General features: G+C 55.4%; 21 protein-coding genes and 1 riboswitch. Of the genes, 12 read left to right on the plus strand and 9 right to left on the minus strand.

The annotated features are described in order from the left end of the window. Positions 1-149: 149 nt before the first annotated feature. Together araC and IM314_RS09480 are read left to right on the plus strand one after the other, a co-directional pair. Complete coding sequence (gene araC / locus IM314_RS09475) at positions 150-995, plus strand: arabinose operon transcriptional regulator AraC (RefSeq protein WP_028015490.1); 846 nt, start codon at positions 150-152, stop codon at positions 993-995. A gap of 118 nt (positions 996-1113) precedes the next feature. Beyond that, positions 1114-1881, plus strand: a complete 768-nt coding sequence (locus IM314_RS09480) for a DedA family protein (protein WP_060573309.1) — start codon at positions 1114-1116, stop codon at positions 1879-1881. Positions 1882-1924: 43 nt separating this feature from the next. Here IM314_RS09480 and thiQ read toward each other — a convergent pair whose 3' ends face one another. The 4 genes from thiQ to sgrR all read right to left on the minus strand — a co-directional run bounded on the left by thiQ (position 1925) and on the right by sgrR (position 7003). After that, the gene (gene thiQ, locus IM314_RS09485; RefSeq protein WP_041911253.1) at positions 1925-2626 is read right to left on the minus strand and encodes a thiamine ABC transporter ATP-binding protein ThiQ; all 702 of its coding nucleotides are present in this window, start codon (positions 2624-2626) and stop codon (positions 1925-1927) included. Continuing rightward, complete coding sequence (gene thiP / locus IM314_RS09490; protein ID WP_193358524.1) at positions 2610-4220, minus strand: thiamine/thiamine pyrophosphate ABC transporter permease ThiP; 1611 nt, start codon at positions 4218-4220, stop codon at positions 2610-2612. Before thiP ends, thiQ begins: the two co-directional genes overlap by 17 nt. Further along, a complete protein-coding gene (gene thiB, locus IM314_RS09495) occupies positions 4196-5179 on the minus strand; it encodes a thiamine ABC transporter substrate binding subunit (RefSeq protein WP_193358523.1) in 984 nt (327 codons plus the stop codon). Before thiB ends, thiP begins: the two co-directional genes overlap by 25 nt. 31 nt (positions 5180-5210) lie before the next feature. Further along, positions 5211-5311, minus strand: a riboswitch (TPP riboswitch). A gap of 36 nt (positions 5312-5347) precedes the next feature. Continuing rightward, positions 5348-7003: an HTH-type transcriptional regulator SgrR gene (gene sgrR, locus IM314_RS09500; protein WP_193358522.1), complete on the minus strand. Its 1656-nt coding sequence runs from the start codon at positions 7001-7003 to the stop codon at positions 5348-5350. 88 nt (positions 7004-7091) lie between these two features. Between sgrR and sgrT the strand changes: the two genes are divergently transcribed. The 3 genes from sgrT to IM314_RS09515 all read left to right on the plus strand — a co-directional run bounded on the left by sgrT (position 7092) and on the right by IM314_RS09515 (position 8912). After that, positions 7092-7244, plus strand: coding sequence for a glucose uptake inhibitor SgrT (gene sgrT / locus IM314_RS09505; protein WP_045631150.1), 153 nt, complete (start codon positions 7092-7094; stop codon positions 7242-7244). 120 nt (positions 7245-7364) lie between these two features. After that, complete coding sequence (locus tag IM314_RS09510) at positions 7365-8543, plus strand: sugar efflux transporter (RefSeq protein WP_028015496.1); 1179 nt, start codon at positions 7365-7367, stop codon at positions 8541-8543. Between the two features lie 216 nt (positions 8544-8759). Then, positions 8760-8912, plus strand: coding sequence for a Hok/Gef family protein (locus IM314_RS09515; protein WP_193358521.1), 153 nt, complete (start codon positions 8760-8762; stop codon positions 8910-8912). Between the two features lie 92 nt (positions 8913-9004). Here IM314_RS09515 and leuD read toward each other — a convergent pair whose 3' ends face one another. The 5 genes from leuD to leuL all read right to left on the minus strand — a co-directional run bounded on the left by leuD (position 9005) and on the right by leuL (position 13864). Beyond that, on the minus strand, positions 9005-9610 hold the full coding sequence (leuD, locus tag IM314_RS09520; RefSeq protein WP_028015497.1) for a 3-isopropylmalate dehydratase small subunit: 606 nt from the start codon (positions 9608-9610) through the stop codon (positions 9005-9007). A 10-nt stretch (positions 9611-9620) separates the two neighbouring features. Further along, entirely contained in the window at positions 9621-11021 is a 1401-nt protein-coding gene (gene leuC / locus IM314_RS09525; protein ID WP_028015498.1) for a 3-isopropylmalate dehydratase large subunit, read from the minus strand. Positions 11022-11023: 2 nt separating this feature from the next. After that, positions 11024-12115 carry a 3-isopropylmalate dehydrogenase gene (leuB, locus tag IM314_RS09530; RefSeq protein WP_045259450.1) on the minus strand — a complete coding sequence of 364 codons (1092 nt, stop codon included), beginning with the start codon at positions 12113-12115 and terminating at the stop codon, positions 11024-11026. Then, on the minus strand, positions 12115-13686 hold the full coding sequence (leuA, locus tag IM314_RS09535) for a 2-isopropylmalate synthase (RefSeq protein ID WP_028015499.1): 1572 nt from the start codon (positions 13684-13686) through the stop codon (positions 12115-12117). The genes leuB and leuA overlap by 1 nt, the downstream gene beginning before the upstream one ends. Positions 13687-13777: 91 nt before the next feature. Then, on the minus strand, positions 13778-13864 hold the full coding sequence (leuL, locus tag IM314_RS22120) for a leu operon leader peptide (RefSeq protein ID WP_071993742.1): 87 nt from the start codon (positions 13862-13864) through the stop codon (positions 13778-13780). 607 nt (positions 13865-14471) lie between these two features. Here leuL and leuO point away from each other — a divergent pair. The 7 genes from leuO (at position 14472) to ftsL (ending at position 21565) form a co-directional block, all read left to right on the plus strand. Then, the gene (gene leuO / locus IM314_RS09545; protein WP_041911249.1) at positions 14472-15416 is read left to right on the plus strand and encodes a transcriptional regulator LeuO; all 945 of its coding nucleotides are present in this window, start codon (positions 14472-14474) and stop codon (positions 15414-15416) included. 380 nt (positions 15417-15796) lie between these two features. Continuing rightward, complete coding sequence (ilvI, locus tag IM314_RS09550) at positions 15797-17521, plus strand: acetolactate synthase 3 large subunit (RefSeq protein ID WP_041911248.1); 1725 nt, start codon at positions 15797-15799, stop codon at positions 17519-17521. A gap of 1 nt (position 17522) precedes the next feature. Further along, the gene (gene ilvN, locus IM314_RS09555; RefSeq protein WP_028015501.1) at positions 17523-18014 is read left to right on the plus strand and encodes an acetolactate synthase small subunit; all 492 of its coding nucleotides are present in this window, start codon (positions 17523-17525) and stop codon (positions 18012-18014) included. A 179-nt stretch (positions 18015-18193) separates the two neighbouring features. Next, entirely contained in the window at positions 18194-19201 is a 1008-nt protein-coding gene (gene cra, locus IM314_RS09560) for a catabolite repressor/activator (protein WP_014168621.1), read from the plus strand. Between the two features lie 599 nt (positions 19202-19800). Next, complete coding sequence (gene mraZ / locus IM314_RS09565; protein WP_014882537.1) at positions 19801-20259, plus strand: division/cell wall cluster transcriptional repressor MraZ; 459 nt, start codon at positions 19801-19803, stop codon at positions 20257-20259. A gap of 2 nt (positions 20260-20261) precedes the next feature. Beyond that, positions 20262-21203, plus strand: a complete 942-nt coding sequence (gene rsmH / locus IM314_RS09570) for a 16S rRNA (cytosine(1402)-N(4))-methyltransferase RsmH (protein WP_028015503.1) — start codon at positions 20262-20264, stop codon at positions 21201-21203. Beyond that, positions 21200-21565 (plus strand): cell division protein FtsL, encoded by a 366-nt coding sequence (gene ftsL, locus IM314_RS09575; RefSeq protein ID WP_006173860.1) that lies wholly within the window; start codon positions 21200-21202, stop codon positions 21563-21565. The genes rsmH and ftsL overlap by 4 nt, the downstream gene beginning before the upstream one ends. Positions 21566-21567: the final 2 nt, after the last annotated feature.

The following is a 21567-nucleotide window of genomic DNA, read 5'->3' on the forward strand; positions in this document are numbered from 1 at the left end:
GTCGGCAGAAAAATCAGGGGAAAAGGCTGAAACATGGCGGACGTAAAAGAGGCGTGATGCTTTTTGGATCTTTTCGCAGGCCATTTTTATACTGCTTTTAACGATATGGACAAATGGTTTCCTTCAGGACCCTTGGGAGAACTGAATCTATGGCCGAACCGCAAAACGATCCCCTGCTGCCGGGATACTCATTCAACGCCCATCTGGTGGCGGGGCTGACGCCAATTGAGGCCGAGGGGTATCTCGATTTTTACGTCGACCGGCCGCTCGGCATGAAAGGGTATATTCTGAACCTGACCGTACGCGGGGAAGGGGTGATAAAAAACGGCGATCGGCAGTTTGTTTGCCGCCCGGGCGATATGCTGCTGTTCCCGCCGGGGGAGATCCACCACTACGGGCGTCACCCGGACGCCAAAGAGTGGTATCACCAGTGGGTCTATTTCCGCCCGCGCGCCTACTGGCAGGAGTGGCTCTCATGGCCGGCTATTTTCGCGCAAACCGGTTTTTATCGTCCGGATGAGGCGCATCTGGCGCAGTTTCGTGAACTGTTCGCACAAATTATTGAGGCGGGGCAGGCGGGCGGGCGCTATGCCGAACTGCTGGCGATCAACCTGCTTGAGCAGGTGCTGCTGCGCCGCATGGAGGCGATCAACGAGTCGCTTAACCCGCCGCTGGATAACCGCGTCCGCGACGCCTGCCAGTACATCAGCGACCATCTGGCCGACAGCCAGTTTGATATCGCCAGCGTTGCCCAGCACGTCTGTCTTTCGCCGTCCCGCCTGTCACACTTGTTCCGCCAGCAGCTTGGCGTGAGCGTGCTGAGCTGGCGTGAGGATCAGCGCATCAGCCAGGCAAAGCTATTGCTCAGCACCACCCGGATGCCTATCGCGACCGTCGGACGCAACGTGGGCTTTGAAGATCAGCTCTATTTCTCTCGCGTGTTTAAGAAGTGCACCGGCGCCAGTCCCAGTGAATTCCGCGCGGGATGTGAATAAACGGTAAACATTCAGGTGAACTTCAGGAGCATCCTGTAAACTATTCAGACAATTGATGCCTTGACGCGGTGCGGGGCGCTAAGCAGAATCGCTGATTCGTTTTCTGACCGGAATAGTTATGCAGGCATTGCTGGAACACTTTATTACCCAGTCCGTTATGTACTCGCTCATCGCCGTGGCGCTGGTGGCGTTTCTGGAATCGCTGGCGCTGGTTGGGCTGATCCTGCCCGGCACCGTGATGATGGCGGGGCTTGGGGCGCTTATTGGCAGCGGTGAGGTCAATTTCTGGCAGGCGTGGCTGGCCGGGATTATCGGCTGCCTGCTGGGGGACTGGATCTCCTTCTGGCTGGGCTGGCGCTTTAAGAAGCCGCTGCACCGCTGGTCGTTCATGAAAAAGAACAAAGCGCTGCTGGATAAAACCGAACATGCGCTGCACCAGCACAGCATGTTCACCATTCTGGTAGGCCGCTTTGTCGGGCCAACGCGTCCGCTGGTGCCGATGGTGGCGGGGATGCTGGATCTGCCCGTCGCAAAATTCGTGGTGCCGAACATTATCGGATGCGTATTCTGGCCGCCGTTTTACTTCCTGCCGGGGATCCTCGCGGGTGCGGCCATTGATATCCCTGACGGTATGCAAAGCGGTGAGTTCAAGTGGCTGCTGCTGGGAACGGCGGTGCTGCTGTGGCTGGCGGTCTGGCTCTGCTGGCGGCTATGGCGCAGCGCGAAAGCCAGCGTCGATCGCCTGACGCACTATCTCCCGCGCACGCGCCTGCTCTGGCTGGCCCCGCTGACGCTGGGCGTGGCGGTGGTGGCGCTGGTTGCGCTGATTCGTCACCCGCTGATGCCGGTGTACGGCGAGATCCTGTTGAAGGTGGTGAGCCGTTAAGGTGTTTTCCCTCTCCCCGTGGGAGAGGGGCAGGGTGAAGGCGTCAGACCGCACGAATGCCCAACAATGAAGACGCCCCCGTGTTACCACTCAGAAGTTCTTCTGTTTCTCCATCCCACAAAATCCGTCCCTCCGCGATCACTACCGATCGCGGTGCAATGCGTGCGGCATCTTCAATGCTGTGCGAAACCATCAGCATCGTGATCTGCTGGCGCTGGCAAACCTCTTCCACCAGCGAGAGCATCTCCTGGCGCAGGGCCGGGTCGAGTGCCGAGAAGGGTTCGTCGAGCAGCAGCAGCGGCTGCTCGCGCACCAGACAACGTGCCAGCGCCACGCGCTGACGCTGGCCGCCGGAAAGCTCACCGGGCAGTCTTGAAATCAACGCGGACAGGCCCATTTGTTCGGCAATCACCTCCAGCTTCTGACGCTGCGCAGCATTGAGTTTTAACCCCGGATCGATTCCCAGCGCGATGTTCTGCCACACCGTAAGGTGATTAAACAGATTGTTTTCCTGAAACAGCATCGACACCGGGCGCTTAGCCGGCGGAGCGTAGGTATACTCGCCATTATCAATGACTATCGACCCGCTGACAGGCTGCAAAAAACCGGCAATCAAATTGAGCAGGGTACTTTTACCGGCCCCGCTTGGGCCAAGCACCGCAATACGCTCTCCCTGACGAACGGAGAGGGTAAAACGCATCGGCAGATGCTGGTAAAGCCAGGTTACATCAGTCAGTTTTAACATCACGCCCCGGAAGTTTTTCGATAACGGTAAATAAGGTAAAGCACAGCAGTAACAGGAGCAGCGCCGTGACGGCACCGTCCTGGCTGCGATAGGAGCCAATTTGCTGATAAAGCCAGAACGGCAGCGTGCGGAAATCCTCGTTGCCAAAGAGGGCCACCACGCCAAAATCCCCAATCGACAGCACGCAGGCGAAGGCCATCGCCTGGGCGAGCGGCCGCTTCAGGGCGCGTAGTTCGACCACTTTCAGCCGCCGCCAGCCCATAATGCCAAGGGACTGGCACAGGGCGCTGTACCGGCTGTTAACATCCCGCATCGGGTTTTCCAGCACCTTCAGCGCGTACGGTATGGCCATTAAGGCGTTGGTAAAAATGACGATGCCGTCGGCGCTTTCCGGCAGGCCGATGGTGCTGTTAAACAGTAAAAAGAAGCCGGTCGCCAGCACAATGCCCGGCATCGCCAGAATCAGCATGCCCGTCAGTTCCAGCGCGTGTCCGGCTTTACGGGCATGTCGCGCGTACAGCTCGCGACTGCTCCAGAGCAGCATCATGGTCAGCGTCACGCAGATTAGCCCGGCTGCCAGCGCGATACGCAATGAGGTCCACGTGGCTTGCCACAGGACCGACTGTTGAAGTACCGATACCACATTCCTGTTGAGGCCGTCGGCGATCACGGCCAGCAGCGGCGGCAGCAGAAGCAGGAGCGCCAGCGCAATCAGCATCACGTCCGAGATGCGGCTGAGCAGGCTGTCCTGCGGATCGCGCCAGCCAGAAAGATTATTGCTTCCTGCGGGGATCGCTTTGCTCAGCCGCTGGCTGAGTAACACCAGCGCCAGGCAGCACACCATTTGTACGATCGCCAGCAACGCGGCGCGGCCCGGATCGTAGTCGTAACTTAATGCCTGATAGATCGCCAGCTCAATGGTGGTGGCCTGCGGGCCGCCGCCGAGAGAAAGCACGGTCGCAAAGCTGGCGAAACAGAGCATAAAGATCAGCGCGGCCACCGGGGCAATCTGGCGTCGCAGCCACGGCCATTCGACAAAGCGGAAGAATGACCATCCGCGCATGCCGAGCTGGGCCGCAATTTGGCGCTGCTCGCCGGGTATGTTCTCCAGCGCCTGCAAAAAGAGGCGCGTCGCCATCGGCATATTGAAGAAAATGTGTGCCAGCAGGATGCCCTTCAGCCCGTAGGGAGAGAAGGTCCATTCCAGGCCTAAAGACGCGAAGAGGGAGGCCAGCCAGCCCTGGCGACCGTATACGCTCAGGATGCCAAAGACGGCCACCAGCACGGGCAGGATCAGCGTCATGGCGCACAGGCGCAGCAGGGCTAGCCTGCCGGGGAAACGTCTGCGATAGAGGGCGCGCGCAAGGAAAATGGCCGGGATGACTGACAGCAGCGCGGAAAGAAACGCCTGCAAGAAGGAGAAACGGATAACGTGCCAGAGATAGCTATCGTGCCAGAGCGCGAGCAGATCGCTCTCTGGCGCGTTAAACCACAGCGCCAGAAACGCTCCCAGACTGACGACCACCATCAGTATGGCGGCAATCAGTCCGGGAACTAACCAGCCGGGGATCAGTGGCTGACGGCGCGTTGCCATTCGCTTATCCATGCGGCGCGCTGGGCGGCAACCTGCTGCGGCGTAAATTCCAGCGCGGTCTGCGGTTTGTTCAGCTGCTCAAAGCCTGCCGGCAGCGCCGCGTCGGTAACCGTGTACATCCAGTTGCCCGTCGGAATGGCGTTCTGGAATGCCGGGGAGACCATAAATTTCAGGAACTTCTCGGCCAGTTCCGGCTGTTTGCTGGCGGCGGTGCGGGCAGCCACTTCAACCTGCAGGTAGTGACCTTCAGAGAAATTCGCAGCCGCGTAGTTGTCTTTCTTCTCGGCAATAATATGATAGGCCGGAGAGGTGGTGTAGCTCAGCACCAGATCGCTTTCGCCTTTCAGGAACAGGCCGTAGGCTTCGCTCCAGCCTTTAGTGACCGTAACGGTTTTCGCAGTCAGCTTCTGCCACGCCTCTGGCGTTTTGTCGCCGTAGACTTTCTGCATCCACAGCAGCAGGCCCAGACCCGGCGTGCTGGTGCGCGGATCTTCATAAATCACGCGCCACTTCTGATCGCTTTCGACCAGCTCTTTCAGGCTCTTCGGCGGGTTCTTCAGCTTGTTTTTATCGTAGACGAACGCAAAGTAGCCGTAATCGAAGGGAACGAAGGTGTCGTTTTTCCAGCCGCCCGGCACGTTGACGGCATCTGCCGCCACGCCGCTTTTGGCAAACAGTCTGGTTTGCGTGGCGGCTTCCAGCAGGTTGTTATCCAGCCCGAGCACCACGTCGGCCTTGCTGTTTTTCCCTTCCATGCGCAGGCGGTTAAGCAGCGACACGCCATCTTCCAGCGCCACGAACTTCAGCTCGCAGTTGCAGTCGGCTTCAAAGGCTTTTTTAACCACCGGGCCGGGGCCCCAGTCGGCGGAGAAGGAGTCGTAGGTATAGACCGTCAGAACAGGCTTAGCAAAAACAGGCAGCGCAACCAGCGCCAGCAGAGGAAGAACGTTTTTTAACACTTTGCACCTCAGGGTTGAGTGGCAAAGGATTTTGAGAAACAGCCTCAAATCCCTTCGCCGGCGTTATCCGGATCAGGTTCGACGGGTATTATCTCAGCGCACATCTGTGATGCAGCACCCCGTTGAGAACGGCGCTATTGTAATGATTTGGTGAATATTACGAAAGCGTTATGGCTCCGGCGGCGCAAACCACGCGGATTTAAAATCAAACCAGCCCAGGGTATTCATCCGCAGGCCGCGCATGCTGCGCTGTCCCTGGATCAGCAGCCAGTGGTGGATCAACGGTACGATCGTCTGCCCGGCCAGCAGCTCCTGGCACCAGGCGGCCAGATCCATCTCTCCTGCCCGCCACTTCGCGGCGTCCTGCTGCCAGTCCCGGTTGATACAGTGCTGAATGAGGGGCACTTCGTACAGGTGAGAAAAGAGCGAGAAATCCAGCGGCAGCGTAAAGTTGGCGCTGTTGAGCCAGATATCGCTGACGACATCCCCCCGGTGCCATTCATCATAATCGACTTCCTGTATCGCCAGCGTCACGCCTTCGGCCGCGAGCAGCTTGCTCATGATCCTCGCGATAAACCGATGCTCAATGTGATCGCGATAGTAGCTGAGGGTGATGGTCTCCAGCCCGGCGGGTTTTTCACTACGCACCGGCTGTGCATGGTGCCAGCGCGGAAGCAGGCCATAGGCCGGAAACCACCAGGTCTGGTATTGCTCTTCAGCGTGATAAATCAGGTTCGCTGGGGCCAGAATATGGCTGATCCACTTGCGGACGTCGTGATTCGCCCCGCGATGGCTGCGGCTGTCAAAAAGAAGATAGTAGCAGCCCTCCTCCAGGCGACTCTCGAACGCCTTTTCGCTGGTTGTGGGCCCCTCCAGGGTGAGGCCTGCGCTCAGCTCTTCGTTGAGATCCGGTAACACCCAGACGTTCACTTCGTCGATCAGCGCCCGATAGCCAAAATAGTCATCAAAGGCGCGGATCTTCAACTGATTGCTGTTATTGCGCGACACTGCGTAGGGGCCCGTGCCAATCGGCTGGCTGGAAAAATTGTTCAGGGATCGCCACTCGGCAGGCAGGATCATCGAGGGCACGTAGCCAAGAAGCCACGGCAGCCATCTGTCCGGCTGGGACAGCTCAATATCCAGCGTCCAGGCCGTTGGGGAGTGGATCCGCGTGATATGCGAATAGAGCGGCAGCGTGCGGGCGCGCTCTAAAGAAGCGATGACGTCACGCATCTCCAGCTCGCGGCCATGGTGGAAGTGAATGCCCGGGCGTAAAAAGAAACGCCAGTGCAGGGGGGAAATCTGCTGCCAGTGGTGGGCGATATCCGCTTCCAGTTCCCCGTTTTCCTCATTTATTTTCGTCAAGCCGCTGAATATCTGCCGTGCCATATGAGTTTCTGAGCGACGCAGCGCCGTACCGGGCAGCAGATTTTTCATTGGGCGGTAGTAAAGCACCCGCAGAATGTGGCGGCCCTGGCGAAAGCTGCGTCCCATGTGCGAGACCAGCATCTGGCGCACGGCGGCTTTGTCGCCCACCAGCTGGACCAGCTGATCGATGCGGTCCTGCTCCAGCAGATCCTCCGCCCGCTGCTGCTGCAACGCCAGGCCGGTATACAGGAAGGTCAAGCGTGAGCGCTTGCCGCGTCCCGCCTCGGCCTCCCAGCTTAGCCAGCCCTGCTGCTGCATAGTGTTGAGTAACGTGCGCATATGGCGGCGAGAGCAGTTGAGGAGTTCTGCCAGCTCGTTAAGCGTGGTCTCCTGCGATTGACCCTCGCAGCACTGCCACAGACGAATGAATTGTTGTTGCAGTCGACCGGATGGCATAAAAGAGGAACTCCTGACAAAAAATCAGCAATTTATTAATCCCTATATTAAGCCAATAATGCTTCCTGATGAAGTGAGGAGGTAAATTATGAAGAGGTCTACCGCACGTCAGTTTTATCAGCAGTACTTTTCAGCGACAAAGGGAGTGTCCTGGCTGGCCCGCCAGTGTGCAGAGCAACGGCTGAGAATCCTGGAAGATCTGATGCAGTGGGACGTTACGAAACCGACCTCTTCTCGCTAACTCGCCTCGATCATGTGTGACTGAGTATTGGTGTTTATCACCCGCCAGCAAAATGTTTTTGCTGGCTTTTTTCGTTTATTCTTTCACCCAATTTCGATTCGCTTTCACAAGGACTTGCGCATGCTGTGGTTGATGACGATGGGGCGCCGCCTGAACGGCGTGTACGCCGCTTTTATGCTGGTGGCCTTCATGATGGGCGTGGCCGGTGCGCTACAGGCGCCGACGCTGAGTCTGTTTCTCAGCCGCGAGGTGGGGGCGCAGCCGTTTTGGGTGGGCCTGTTTTATACCGTTAACGCAATTGCCGGGATCCTCGTTAGCCTGGGGCTGGCGAAACGATCCGACAGCCAGGGCGATCGCCGCAGGCTGATCCTCTTTTGCTGCGCCATGGCCGTGGGCAACGCGCTGCTTTTTGCCTTTAACCGTCATTACCTGACGCTCATCACCTGCGGCGTGCTGCTGGCCTCTCTGGCGAACACCGCCATGCCGCAGCTGTTCGCGCTGGCCCGTGAATACGCCGACAGCTCGGCGCGAGAGGTGGTGATGTTCAGCTCGGTGATGCGCGCACAGCTCTCGCTGGCGTGGGTCATCGGCCCGCCGCTGGCCTTCATGCTGGCGCTGAACTATGGCTTTACGGTCATGTTTTCTATCGCGGCAGGCATTTTTATTATCAGTCTGGCTCTGATTGCCTTTGCGCTGCCGTCTGTCGCCCGGGTTGAGCAGACGACGGATAAGCCCATTACTCAGGTGAGCGGCTGGCAGGATAAAAACGTGCGGATGCTGTTTATCGCCTCCACGCTGATGTGGACCTGCAACACCATGTACATTATTGATATGCCGCTATGGATCAGCAGCGATCTGGGCCTACCGGACAAGCTTGCGGGGATCTTAATGGGGACCGCCGCCGGGCTGGAAATTCCGGCGATGATTCTGGCGGGATACTACGTTAAGCGCTTCGGAAAGCGTCGGATGATGATCGTTGCCGTGGCGGCTGGGGTGCTGTTCTACGCGGGGCTGCTCCTTTTCCATTCGCGTGAAGCGTTGCTGGCGCTGCAGCTGTTTAATGCCGTGTTTATTGGCATCGTTGCCGGGATCGGCATGCTCTGGTTCCAGGATCTCATGCCCGGCCGCGCCGGCTCTGCGACTACGCTTTTTACCAACAGTATTTCGACGGGCGTTATTCTGGCGGGAGTGATTCAGGGCGCGCTGGCGCAAAGTTATGGTCATGCCTCGGTTTACTGGATGATTGCGGCGATTTCGGTGGTAACGCTTGGGCTGACCTGCCGGGTCAAGGATGTTTGATTCTGGAAGGCGGCTTCACGAAATGAAACGATTTTCTGACAGATACAGAGAAGGCGCATAGAGTGCGTGACGGGTGCTTGAGGCTGTTTGCCTCAGGCTTTCGCAAGAGGCAAACAGTGGAGAGTCCCACATCAAAAAACTGATGGGGAGACCAACTTCACAACCAACATTGCGAGGTTAGTCTCTTCATTGCCGAAAAGCAGTAAGGAGGCTGGAATGCCAAAACGTACTCTGCTGTTAGGTTTGTTTCTGATCTGTACGACGCTATTGATCTTCACCTGGATGGTGCGTGATTTGCTGTGTGAGTTGCACTTCAGACAGGAGAAAACAGAGCTGGCGGCAGTGTTGGCTTACGAAGCAAAACGTTAGCGGTATTGGCGGGGGAAGTGTCCCCGCCTCTCCAGAGTGGTTGAGCCTCAACGCACCCTTATCAATGGCCCGCGCCCTGCGGGCCATTGCCTTTAGCCCATAAATGCAGGCTGTTTTTTCTCGTACGCTGAGATGGCGTCCTCGTGCTGGAGCGTCAGGCCAATGCTGTCCAGACCGTTCAACATGCAGTGGCGACGGAAGGCATCAATGCTGAAGCTGTAGGTCTTATCCCCGGCTTTCACCACTTCCGCTTCCAGATCCACCTCAAACGCCATCCCCGGATTTGCCTTAACCAGCGCGAACAGTTCATCGACCTGCTCGTCGCTCAGCGTCACCGGCAGCAACTGGTTGTTGAAGCTGTTGCCGTAGAAGATATCCGCGAAGCTCGGGGCGATAACCACCTTAAAGCCGTAGTCGGTCAGCGCCCAGGGCGCATGCTCACGCGAGGAGCCGCAGCCGAAGTTTTCCCGCGCCAGAAGAATGGATGCACCTTTGTATTCCGGGAAGTTCAGGACGAACTCCGGGTTTGGCACTTCGCCTTTGTCGTCCAGAAAACGCCAGTCGTTGAACAGGTGTGCGCCAAAACCGGTGCGGGTTACTTTCTGCAAAAACTGCTTCGGAATGATCGCGTCCGTATCGACGTTAGCGGCGTCCAGCGGGACAACACGGCCCGTATGTTGGGTAAATTTCTCTGCCATGATTGTCTCCTTATTTCAGGCTGCGAATGTCGGCGAAATGGCCGGTGACTGCCGCAGCGGCGGCCATTGCCGGGCTGACCAGGTGGGTGCGTCCACCCCGGCCCTGACGGCCTTCAAAGTTACGGTTGCTGGTGGAGGCGCAGCGCTCGCCCGGATTCAGGCGGTCGTTGTTCATCGCCAGACACATGGAGCAGCCCGGCAGGCGCCATTCGAAGCCTGCTTCGATAAAGATCTTATCCAGTCCTTCCGCTTCCGCCTGGGCTTTCACCGGACCGGAGCCTGGAACCACCAGCGCCTGCACGCCCGGCGCCACTTTGCGACCTTTGGCAATCTCTGCCGCCGCGCGTAAATCCTCGATACGGGAGTTGGTGCAGGAGCCGATAAACACCTTATCAATGTTCACGTCGGTCAGCGGTACGCCGGGTTTCAGCCCCATATAGGCCAGCGCTTTTTCTGCGCTGGCGCGTTCGACCGGATCGGCGAAGGAAGCCGGGTCAGGAATGCTGTCGTTGACGGAGATGACCTGGCCAGGATTGGTACCCCAGGTGACTTGCGGCGCAATCTCTTCTGCCTGCAGCGTGACAACGGTATCAAAGGTGGCACCGTCGTCAGTTTTCAGGGTTTTCCAATACGCGACCGCGTCGTCAAAATCCTGACCTTTCGGCGCGTGCAGACGGCCTTTCACATAGTTGAAGGTGGTTTCGTCCGGTGCGACCAGGCCTGCTTTAGCACCCATCTCAATCGCCATGTTGCAAAGGGTCATACGGCCTTCCATGCTCAGCGCCTGAATGGCTTCACCGCAGAACTCCACCACGTGACCGGTACCGCCTGCGCTGCCGGTTTTGCCGATAATCGCCAGCACGATATCTTTCGCAGTGATACCCGGCGCGGCTTTGCCCTTCACCTCAATCTTCATGGTTTTGGCGCGGCCCTGTTTCAGAGTTTGCGTCGCCAGAACGTGCTCAACTTCCGATGTGCCGATTCCGAACGCCAGCGCACCAAACGCGCCGTGGGTCGCGGTATGGGAGTCGCCGCAGACGATGGTCATGCCCGGCAGCGTAATACCCTGCTCAGGTCCCATCACGTGGACGATGCCCTGATACGGGTGGTTCAGATCGTACAGCTCCACGCCAAATTCGTTGCAGTTCTTGATCAGCTCCTGCATCTGGATGCGCGCCATCTCGCCGGAAGCATTGATGTCTTTGGTCTGGGTGGAGACGTTGTGATCCATCGTGGCAAAGGTTTTACCCGGCTGGCGCACCGGACGCTTGTGCGCGCGCAGGCCGTCGAAGGCCTGTGGAGAGGTCACTTCGTGCACCAGGTGGCGGTCAATGTACAGCAGCGGGGTTTCGTTTGGCGCCTCGTAGACAACGTGCGCATCAAACAATTTTTCATATAACGTCTTGGCCATGATTACACCCCTTCAGCGACATAGCGGGCAATGATGTCGCCCATTTCATCAGTACTGACTGCTGCCGTGCCGCGCGCTAAGTCACCGGTACGGACGCCTTCTTCTAACGCCCGGTTAATGGCGTTTTCAATTGCGGTTGCTGCGTCGCCTGCATCGAGGCTGTAGCGCAGCAGCAGGGCCAGGGAGAGGATCTGCGCAATCGGGTTCGCAATGTTCTTGCCTGCGATATCCGGCGCGGAACCGCCCGCCGGTTCGTACAGGCCAAAGCCTTCTTCATTCAGGCTGGCGGATGGCAGCATGCCCATAGAGCCGGTGATCATCGCGCACTCGTCAGACAAAATATCGCCGAACAGGTTGGAGCAGAGCAGCACGTCAAACTGGGACGGATCCTTAATCAGCTGCATGGTCGCGTTGTCGATGTACATATGCGACAGCTCAACGTCCGGGTACTGCTTAGCGACTTCACTGACGATCTCGCGCCACAAAATGGACGACTGCAGCACGTTCGCTTTATCAATAGAGGTCACCTTATGGCGGCGCTTGCGTGCAGATTCAAAGGCGATATGGGCGATACGTTCAATTTCGAAACGGTGGTACACCTCGGTATCAAACGCTTTCTCGTGCTGACCGCTGCCTTCGCGACCTTTTGGCTGACCGAAGTAGATCCCGCCCGTCAGCTCACGCACGCACAGGATGTCGAAACCGTTGGCCGCGATATCCGCGCGCAGCGGACAAAACTCTTCCAGCCCCTGATACAGCTTAGCCGGACGCAGGTTACTGAACAGCTTAAAATGTTTACGCAGCGGCAGGAGCGCGCCGCGCTCTGGCTGCTCTGCCGGCGGCAGGTGTTCCCATTTTGGGCCACCGACGGAGCCAAACAGCACGGCATCGGCATTTTCGCAGCCTTCAACGGTGGTTTTCGGCAATGGCGTTCCGTGATTATCAATCGCAATACCGCCCACGTCGTAGTGGCTGGTGGTAATTTTCATCGCAAAACGCGAGCGAACGGCTTCCAGTACTTTCAGCGCCTGTGCCATCACTTCCGGACCAATACCGTCACCCGGCAACACAGCAATATGGTAGTTCTTCGACATTACACGGTTTCCTTGTTGTTCTCTTTATTCTGAGCTTTGCGTTGCAACTCTTTTTCGACTTCAGCGGCGCGCCAGATGTTGTTCAGGACGTGCACCATCGCTTTCGCGGAGGATTCGACAATATCCGTCGCCAGGCCCACACCGTGGAAACGGCGGCCATTATAGTTGACGACGATATCCACCTGACCCAGCGCGTCTTTACCGTGCCCTTTCGCCGTCAGGTCGTATTTCACCAGCTCTACGTCGTACTCGGTAACGCGGTTGATCGCCTGATAGATGGCATCCACAGGGCCGTTACCGTTGGCGGCTTCCGCTTTGATTTCATCACCGCAGGCCAACTTGACCGAGGCGGTAGCGATGTCGCTGGAGCCGGATTGCACGTTGAAGTAGTCCAGACGGAAGTGCTCTGGCTCTTCCTGCTGTTTGTTGATGAAGGCCAGCGCTTCCAGGTCGTAATCGAATACCTGGCCTTTCTTGTCGGCCAGCTTCAGGAACGCGTCGTACAGCTGATCCATGTTGTAATCGCTGTCCTGATAGCCCATCTCTTCCATCCGGTGTTTCACTGCCGCACGACCGGAACGGGAGGTCAGGTTCAGCTGAACCTGGTTCAGGCCGATGGATTCCGGAGTCATGATTTCGTAGTTTTCACGGTTTTTCAGCACGCCGTCCTGGTGAATACCGGAGGAGTGGGCGAACGCGCCGGTTCCAACAATCGCCTTGTTAGCCGGGATCGGCATGTTGCAAATCTGGCTGACGGTCTGACTGGTGCGCCAGATTTCATTGTGATTGATGCGGGTGTGCACGTTCATGATGTCTTTGCGCACCTTGATCGCCATGATCACTTCTTCCAGTGAACAGTTGCCCGCGCGTTCACCGATACCGTTCATTGCACCTTCTACCTGACGTGCACCGGCGTGCACCGCAGCGATGGCATTGCCTACGGCCAGGCCCAAATCATCATGGGTATGTACGGAGATGATTGCTTTATCAATGTTAGGTACGCGCTCATACAGGCCGGTAATGATGTTGGAGAACTCAAACGGCATGGTATAGCCGACGGTGTCCGGGATGTTGATGGTTTTAGCGCCCGCGTTGATGGCGGCTTCGACTACGCGCGCCAGGTCTTCAATCGGCGTACGGCCCGCATCTTCACAGGAGAATTCAACGTCATCGGTGTAGTTGCGTGCGCGCTTAACCATGTATACCGCGCGCTCAATGACCTCATCCAGCGTGCTGCGCAACTTGGTTGCGATGTGCATTGGTGAGGTTGCAATAAAGGTATGAATACGGAAGGCTTCGGCCACCTTCAGCGACTCAGCCGCAACGTCGATGTCTTTCTCTACGCAGCGCGCCAGACCGCACACGCGGCTGTTTTTAATGGTGCGGGCGATAGTCTGTACGGATTCAAAATCACCCGGAGAGGAGACGGGGAAACCGACCTCCATCACGTCGACGCCCATACGCTCGAGAGCCAGCGCAATCTGCAGTTTCTCTTTTACACTCAGGCTTGCCTGTAATGCCTGTTCACCGTCACGTAAAGTAGTATCGAAAATAATGACTTGCTGGCTCATGGGTTAGGTCCTTGTCAGTCTTAGGGCGCCTTGCTACGAGCATAAAAAAACCCGCGCAGTGGCGCGGGTTTTTAGTCTTACTGGTGACGATTCAACGCTGAATTTCGCCCGCCAGTCTACCGCGCACAGTGGATGCGTTTAGTAGTAGTAGACCGATGAAACGAATGGTGCGTGTCATGAATCGTGCTCCGTTGAATTCAATATGCTTTTAGTGGTACTGGATACAGCTGGGCATGTCAACCCCTGATGGTAAAAACGGCCCCAGAAGGCTAAACAGAGAGGGTGTGTTGTTTAGCTTATTGTGCTGGGTTTTTGATTTTTAACTTCACTAATTGTCTATTTTTGGACTTAAAAAACATTTGCAGAAACGAATAAACATAACGGGTATTTTTCAGGTGACGCAGTCCTCACAAATGCTTTCTCTTTAAACCGTTTTACTATCATCGAGTTATCTTTTTGAGGGAACTTTTTCTCCCTTCAAATAGAATCATTGATAACAGATTGTTAACTTAATTCTGCTCAATGTCGATAACAGTTTAATTATACTTAAGTCATCCTTAACTGGATGGTTATTGTATATTGATTTGGTTTATGGTTTCATTCAAACACTAAAGTTAAGCATATCCTTTGTGCCGTTTTGCATTATAGCATTATTAGATAATCTTTATATATTCCGATTTTTAAACAATTTTCTTTCGCTGGTCGTATCTGCATGGTAAATCATATTTTTCGAAATTATTACAGTGCGTTGGCGAAGGGAGTGTAGCGTGACAGTGGAGTCAGAAGTGCCAGAAAATAATATTAAACAACCACAGATTACTGATGGAATTAAACCACAGTTACGCACGGTGGATCTTAATCTACTGACGGTGTTTGATGCTGTCATGCAGGAGCAGAATATCACGCGTGCGGCACAAGCCCTGGGGATGTCACAGCCTGCCGTAAGTAATGCCGTTGCCAGGCTTAAGGTTATGTTCAACGACGAATTGTTTGTTCGTTATGGAAGAGGGATCCAGCCTACAGCGCGGGCTTTTCAGCTTTTCGGCTCCATCCGCCAGGCGCTGCAACTGGTGCAAAATGAGCTGCCGGGATCGGGCTTTGAACCCTTAAGCAGTGAGCGAGTATTCCATCTCTGCGTCTGCAGTCCATTAGATAATTATCTGACGTCAATTATTTATAATAAAGTTGAAGAGATCGCACCTAATATTAATCTCGTCTTTAAATCGTCCTTAAATCAAAACACCGAACACCAGTTACGTTACCAGGAAATCGAATTCGTCCTGGGTTATGAAGAATTCCGCCGTCCTGAATTTTCCTGTGTACCGCTGTTTAAAGATGAAATGGTGCTGGTTGCCAGCAAAAAACATCCACGACTGAATGCGCCGTTACGTGAAAGTGACGTTTATAGCGAACAGCATGCCGTTGTTGCGCTCGACAGATATGCCTCCTTTAGCCTGCCCTGGTACGACACTGCGGAGAAACAGGCGAGCGTGGCTTATCAGGGGATGGCCATGGTCAGCGTGTTAAACGTCGTTTCCCAGACGCAGCTGGTGGCAATTGCCCCACGCTGGCTGGCAGAAGAGTTCTCTGGCGCGTTAAATCTGCAAATTTTGCCTCTGCCGCTCAAGCTAAATAGCCGCACCTGCTATCTCTCCTGGCATGAAGCTGCTGGACGGGATAAAGGACATCAGTGGATGGAAGAGCTACTTATTAGCATCTGCCGTCGGTAATCGAGTCAGGATAAATTGCATCTTTGCATGTGATTTATCCTGGTTTTGTTTCTTTTATTAATATTTTGTTCTGTTGTGTATTTTATCTGGCGGCTGCCAGGCCCGTAAAAATAGATGATTTTCTACATCGCCGCGCTTTTCAGCGATGATTTATCATCTCATCCCCTAATTTCAGATGAATTAACCATATCCTCTGACAATGTCTGTTTTTTCTGCTTTCGCGGCCTCTTCTCTCTCCTGGTTTGCGAATTGCCTGCCTCATAACGAGCGGTTAAGGTAAGTATCACTCTGCAAAATAGAAGACGGGTTCATCCCGATCGCAAGACGGTGCGGAAATGAATTCGGCGGTCCGTCTATAACAAAATGCCTGGAGGCAAAGCATGGAGATGTTGTCTGGCGCGGAAATGGTCGTCCGGTCGCTGATCGATCAGGGCGTAAAGCAAGTGTTCGGCTATCCTGGCGGCGCGGTCCTCGATATTTATGACGCATTGCATACGGTAGGGGGTATTGACCATGTGCTGGTACGCCATGAGCAGGCGGCGGTACATATGGCCGATGGCCTGGCGCGTGCGACGGGTGAAGTGGGCGTGGTCCTGGTCACGTCGGGGCCCGGTGCGACAAACGCCATTACCGGCATTGCGACCGCGTACATGGACTCTATTCCGCTGGTAATCCTTTCCGGACAGGTCGCGACATCACTGATTGGCTATGATGCGTTTCAGGAGTGCGACATGGTCGGGATTTCGCGTCCCGTCGTGAAGCACAGCTTCCTGGTCAAGCAAACCGAAGACATTCCGGGCATTCTGAAGAAGGCGTTCTGGCTGGCGGCAAGCGGGCGCCCGGGGCCGGTGGTGGTCGATCTCCCTAAAGATATCCTGAACCCGGCAAACAAGCTGCCCTATGTCTGGCCGGAATCGGTGAGCATGCGCTCTTACAACCCAACAACGCAGGGTCACAAAGGTCAGATCAAACGCGCGCTGCAAACGCTGCTGGCCGCTAAAAAACCGGTGGTCTATGTCGGTGGCGGGGCCGTCAATTCAGCGTGTGAGGCACAGCTTCGTGAACTGGTTGAAAAGCTCAATCTTCCTGTTGCGTCATCGCTGATGGGACTCGGAGCGTTTCCCGCCACCCACCGTCAGGCGCTCGGCATGTTGGGTATGCACGGTACCTATGAAGCCAACATGACGATGCATCATTCTGACGTCATCTTTGCCGTCGGCGTGCGTTTTGACGATCGTACGACCAACAACCTGGCGAAGTATTGCCCGAACGCCACCGTGCTGCACATTGATATCGATCCGACGTCAATTTCAAAAACGGTGTCGGCTGATGTACCTATCGTCGGCGACGCGCGACAGGTCCTTGAACAAATTCTGGATCTGCTGGCGCTGGAAAACACAGCGCAACCGCTGGATGAAATCCGTGACTGGTGGCAGCAAATTGAGCAATGGCGCGCGCGGCAGTGTCTGAAATATGACACCCAAAGCGAGCATATTAAGCCGCAGGCGGTCATCGAAACGGTATGGCGACTGACGAAAGGCGACGCGTATGTGACCTCTGACGTGGGCCAGCATCAAATGTTTGCCGCCCTCTATTATCCGTTTGATAAACCGCGTCACTGGATCAACTCGGGAGGTTTAGGCACGATGGGCTTTGGCCTGCCTGCCGCGCTGGGCGTGAAGCTGGCGCTGCCAAATGAAACCGTCGTCTGCGTGACCGGAGACGGCAGTATTCAGATGAACATTCAGGAACTTTCCACCGCGCTGCAATATGAGCTGCCGGTACTGGTGCTCAACCTTAATAACGGCTATCTCGGTATGGTGAAGCAGTGGCAGGATATGATCTACTCGGGCCGCCACTCTCAGTCATATATGAAATCGCTGCCGGATTTTGTTCGTCTTGCTGAAGCTTACGGCCATATAGGGATGCGGGTGACCGATCCAGCTGAGCTGGAAACGAAGCTCGCCGAAGCGCTTGAGCACGTTAAAAACAACCGCCTCGTCTTTATGGATGTCATTGTTGATGGAACCGAGCACGTTTATCCGATGCATATTCGCGGCGGCGGTATGGACGAGATGTGGTTAAGCAAAACGGAGAGAACCTGATATGCGCCGGATATTATCGGTATTACTGGAAAACGAGTCTGGCGCACTGTCGCGCGTCATTGGGCTTTTTGCGCAGCGTGGCTATAACATTGAAAGCCTGACCGTGGCGCCAACGGACGATCCGACGCTGTCGCGTATGACGATTCAGACCGTTGGCGATGCCAAGGTAATTGAGCAGATCGAGAAACAGCTGCATAAGCTGGTCGATGTGCTGCGCGTAAGCGAGCTGGGGCAGGGCGCTTACGTTGAGCGTGAGGTCATGCTGGTAAAAATACAGGCCAGCGGTTACGGGCGCGAAGAGGTCAAACGCAATGCGGATATCTTCCGCGGGCAGATCATCGACGTCACGCCTTCTCTTTATACGGTTCAACTGGTCGGAACCAGTGACAAGCTGGACGCTTTCCTGGCAGCCGTGCGGGATGTAGCAAAAATTGTTGAGGTGGCGAGATCGGGGATCGTTGGTCTGTCACGCGGCGAGAAAATCATGCGGTAGTTGTTAAAAAGGTTCGCCTCTTTCAGCCCGGTCACCAAAGCCGGGCTTTTTTTTGCGTAATCAGCCGACAACGCAGATAAAAGCGGTTGCCGCGAAGGCTTTTCTGCGTTTAGATGTTAAAAGATTTAACCATAACCTTGACAGGGCCATGGACTCTTTTCTTTTTTTAAGGGGCAATTGTGAAACTGGATGAAATCGCCCGGCTAGCCGGCGTGTCACGAACAACGGCCAGCTATGTGATTAACGGCAAAGCAAAGCAGTACCGCGTCAGCGATAAGACCGTTGAAAAAGTTATGGCGGTGGTTCGTGAGCATAACTACCATCCGAATGCTGTCGCTGCCGGCCTGCGTGCCGGGCGCACCCGCTCTATTGGTCTGGTGATCCCGGATCTGGAAAACACCAGCTATACCCGTATCGCCAACTATCTCGAACGTCAGGCCCGCCAGCGCGGTTACCAGTTGCTGATAGCCTGTTCTGAAGACCAGCCCGATAACGAGATGCGCTGCATTGAACATCTGCTCCAGCGTCAGGTCGATGCCATCATCGTCTCGACCTCCTTACCGCCGGAGCATCCGTTTTACCAGCGCTGGGCGAACGATCCGTTCCCCATCGTGGCGCTGGACCGCGCGCTCGATCGTGAGCATTTCACAAGCGTAGTGGGTGCCGATCAGGATGACGCGGAAATGCTGGCCGCTGAGCTGAGAACCTTCCCCGCTGAAACGGTGCTGTATCTTGGCGCGCTGCCCGAGCTTTCCGTAAGCTTCCTGCGTGAGCAAGGGTTCAGAACCGCCTGGAAAGACGATCCGCGTGAAGTCCACTATCTCTATGCCAACAGCTATGAACGCGAAGCCGCTGCGCAGCTGTTCGAAAAATGGCTGGAGACGCACCCGATGCCCCAGGCGCTGTTCACCACGTCATTTGCCCTTCTGCAGGGGGTAATGGATGTCACCTTGCGTCGTGAAGGCAAGCTTCCCTCTGACCTGGCGATCGCCACGTTTGGGGATAACGAGCTTCTCGATTTCCTTCAGTGCCCGGTGCTGGCGGTGGCCCAGCGTCACCGAGATGTAGCGGAACGCGTCCTGGAGATTGTTCTGGCGAGCCTGGATGAGCCGCGCAAACCGAAGCCGGGTCTGACGCGTATCAAACGTAATCTCTATCATCGCGGAATTTTGAGCCGCCATAAATGAAATGACGGGGCGGCGAAAAACCGCCCCTTTTTACTGGAATAATTCGCCGAGTTAATTCCCGCAGTGAAATTAGGATAATTCTTGAGGGTTCCTAATCTACTATTTTTCTTAATTCATTTTGCCGTTTTAAATGGTCCTTAAAGAATCATGAAGCGATTTTTAAACGCCTCTCTTTGTATTACTTTGTTACAAACCCTCTTCGGTCGATGAATATTCAGACGTTTTTCCTTCCCCTCGACCGGCCAGCAACGCAACCGCCGCTTCCACCGACCGATTGAGTGAATCTGGCGCTGTTATCCCCTGACAATCTGTCATAAAATGCTGCCCGCGTCGCAAACTGACACTTTATATTTATCTGCGATGATATTGAGTGAGCCTTAACGCTAATGTGCATATTCGGTTTTTTTCTTACAAATATTCATAACGTTAATTTGCCTCGCCAGTTGTGCAGTTATTAACCAGGACTGTTTATCTCTGTAAATAGAGGGCTTTCGGGTCTCTACAGGGAGAGTCCTGGCTTGACAAGCTTTTCCCTCGCTCCGTAAACTCCTTTAGGTGGGAATTTGTGGGTTAAAGTGGTGAGGAGGGGTGAGACTGGCATGTTCCGTGGAGCTACGTTAGTCAATCTCGACAGCAAAGGGCGTTTATCGGTCCCAACCCGATACCGCGACCAGCTGATTGAGAATGCTTCGGGTCAAATGGTTTGCACCATTGACATCAACTCCCCCTGCCTGCTGCTTTACCCCTTACCTGAATGGGAAATCATTGAGCAAAAGCTGTCGCGACTGTCGAGCATGAACCCGCAAGAGCGCCGCGTGCAGCGGCTGTTATTGGGACATGCCAGTGAGTGTCAGATGGATAGCGCCGGGCGATTACTGATTGCGCCCGTGCTGCGGCAACATGCCGGTCTGACCAAAGAAGTGATGCTGGTCGGGCAGTTCAACAAGTTTGAACTGTGGGACGAAACGACCTGGTATCAACAGGTCAAGGAAGATATCGACGCTGAGCAGTCTGATTCCGCAACTTTATCGGAACGGCTGCAGGACTTGTCTCTATAAATATGATGGAAAATTATAAACATAAAACGGTGTTACTGGACGAGGCCGTGAACGGCCTGAATATTCGTCCGGATGGCATCTACATTGATGGCACGTTTGGTCGCGGTGGTCACTCGCGTTTGATCCTCTCCCAGCTTGGAGAGGAAGGGCGACTGCTGGCAATCGATCGCGATCCGCAGGCGATTGCCGTGGCACAGACCATCAATGACCCACGCTTTTCCATCGTGCATGGACCTTTTTCTGCGCTCGCTGATTACGTGGCCGAGCGCGATCTCACGGGCAAGATCGACGGGATTCTTCTCGATCTTGGCGTATCTTCACCCCAGCTTGATGATGCAGAACGCGGCTTCTCCTTTATGCGCGACGGTCCGCTGGACATGCGTATGGACCCGACGCGCGGCCAGTCTGCCGCCGAATGGCTGCAGACCGCTGACGAAGCAGATATTGCCTGGGTGATCAAAACCTTCGGCGAAGAACGTTTTGGCAAGCGCATTGCGCGCGCCATCGTTGAGCGCAACCGCGTTGAGCCAATGACCCGCACCAAAGAGCTGGCGGAAGTGATTGCGGCGGCGACGCCGGTGAAGGATAAGCACAAACATCCCGCGACCCGTACCTTCCAGGCGGTTCGCATCTGGGTAAACAGTGAACTGGAGGAAATAGAGCTGGCGCTAAAAAGCTCGCTCGACGTGCTGGCCCCGGGTGGGCGGTTATCCATCATCAGCTTCCATTCGCTGGAAGACCGCATTGTAAAACGCTTCATGCGTGAACAAAGCCGCGGTCCTCAGGTTCCAGCGGGGCTGCCGATGACGGAAGAACAACTCAGGAAGCTGGGGGGCCGTCAGTTGCGAGCATTAGGCAAGTTGATGCCGGGCGAAGAAGAGGTGGCAGAGAATCCACGTGCCCGTAGTTCAGTGCTGCGAGTTGCAGAGAGGACGAACGCATGATCGGCAGAGTGACAGAAACCCTAAGCAAAGTTAAGGGATCGTTAGGAAGCAACGAGCGCCATGCCTTGCCTGGCGTGATCGGCGACGATCTTTTGCGATTCGGGAAACTGCCACTCTGCCTGTTCATTTGCATCATTGTTACGGCAGTTACGGTGGTGACCACAGCTCACCATACACGTTTATTGACTGCGCAACGCGAGCAGCTGGTGCTGGAACGCGATGCGCTGGATATTGAATGGCGAAATCTGATCCTTGAAGAAAACGCGCTCGGCGATCACAGCCGGGTTGAACGGATCGCAACGGAAAAGCTGCAACTGCAGCATGTTGATCCTTCCCAGGAAAATATCGTAGTACAAAAATAAGG

This window comes from Enterobacter cloacae complex sp. P42RS (genome assembly GCF_014930595.1).
GTDB classification, from domain to species: Bacteria; Pseudomonadota; Gammaproteobacteria; order Enterobacterales; family Enterobacteriaceae; genus Enterobacter; species Enterobacter bugandensis.

Coding starts and splice junctions, on each gene's coding strand:
- leuB (WP_045259450.1), bottom strand. CDS start 12,115: ATGTCGAAGAACTACCATATTGCTGTGTTGCCGGGTGACGGTATTGGT.
- araC (WP_028015490.1), top strand. CDS start 150: ATGGCCGAACCGCAAAACGATCCCCTGCTGCCGGGATACTCATTCAAC.
- leuL (WP_071993742.1), bottom strand. CDS start 13,864: ATGACACGCACCATTCGTTTCATCGGTCTACTACTACTAAACGCATCC.
- IM314_RS09515 (WP_193358521.1), top strand. CDS start 8,760: ATGCCAAAACGTACTCTGCTGTTAGGTTTGTTTCTGATCTGTACGACG.
- IM314_RS09480 (WP_060573309.1), top strand. CDS start 1,114: ATGCAGGCATTGCTGGAACACTTTATTACCCAGTCCGTTATGTACTCG.
- thiP (WP_193358524.1), bottom strand. CDS start 4,220: ATGGCAACGCGCCGTCAGCCACTGATCCCCGGCTGGTTAGTTCCCGGA.
- leuA (WP_028015499.1), bottom strand. CDS start 13,686: ATGAGCCAGCAAGTCATTATTTTCGATACTACTTTACGTGACGGTGAA.
- leuC (WP_028015498.1), bottom strand. CDS start 11,021: ATGGCCAAGACGTTATATGAAAAATTGTTTGATGCGCACGTTGTCTAC.
- IM314_RS09510 (WP_028015496.1), top strand. CDS start 7,365: ATGCTGTGGTTGATGACGATGGGGCGCCGCCTGAACGGCGTGTACGCC.
- ilvN (WP_028015501.1), top strand. CDS start 17,523: ATGCGCCGGATATTATCGGTATTACTGGAAAACGAGTCTGGCGCACTG.
- rsmH (WP_028015503.1), top strand. CDS start 20,262: ATGATGGAAAATTATAAACATAAAACGGTGTTACTGGACGAGGCCGTG.
- mraZ (WP_014882537.1), top strand. CDS start 19,801: ATGTTCCGTGGAGCTACGTTAGTCAATCTCGACAGCAAAGGGCGTTTA.
- sgrT (WP_045631150.1), top strand. CDS start 7,092: ATGAAGAGGTCTACCGCACGTCAGTTTTATCAGCAGTACTTTTCAGCG.
- ilvI (WP_041911248.1), top strand. CDS start 15,797: ATGGAGATGTTGTCTGGCGCGGAAATGGTCGTCCGGTCGCTGATCGAT.
- thiQ (WP_041911253.1), bottom strand. CDS start 2,626: ATGTTAAAACTGACTGATGTAACCTGGCTTTACCAGCATCTGCCGATG.
- sgrR (WP_193358522.1), bottom strand. CDS start 7,003: ATGCCATCCGGTCGACTGCAACAACAATTCATTCGTCTGTGGCAGTGC.
- ftsL (WP_006173860.1), top strand. CDS start 21,200: ATGATCGGCAGAGTGACAGAAACCCTAAGCAAAGTTAAGGGATCGTTA.
- leuD (WP_028015497.1), bottom strand. CDS start 9,610: ATGGCAGAGAAATTTACCCAACATACGGGCCGTGTTGTCCCGCTGGAC.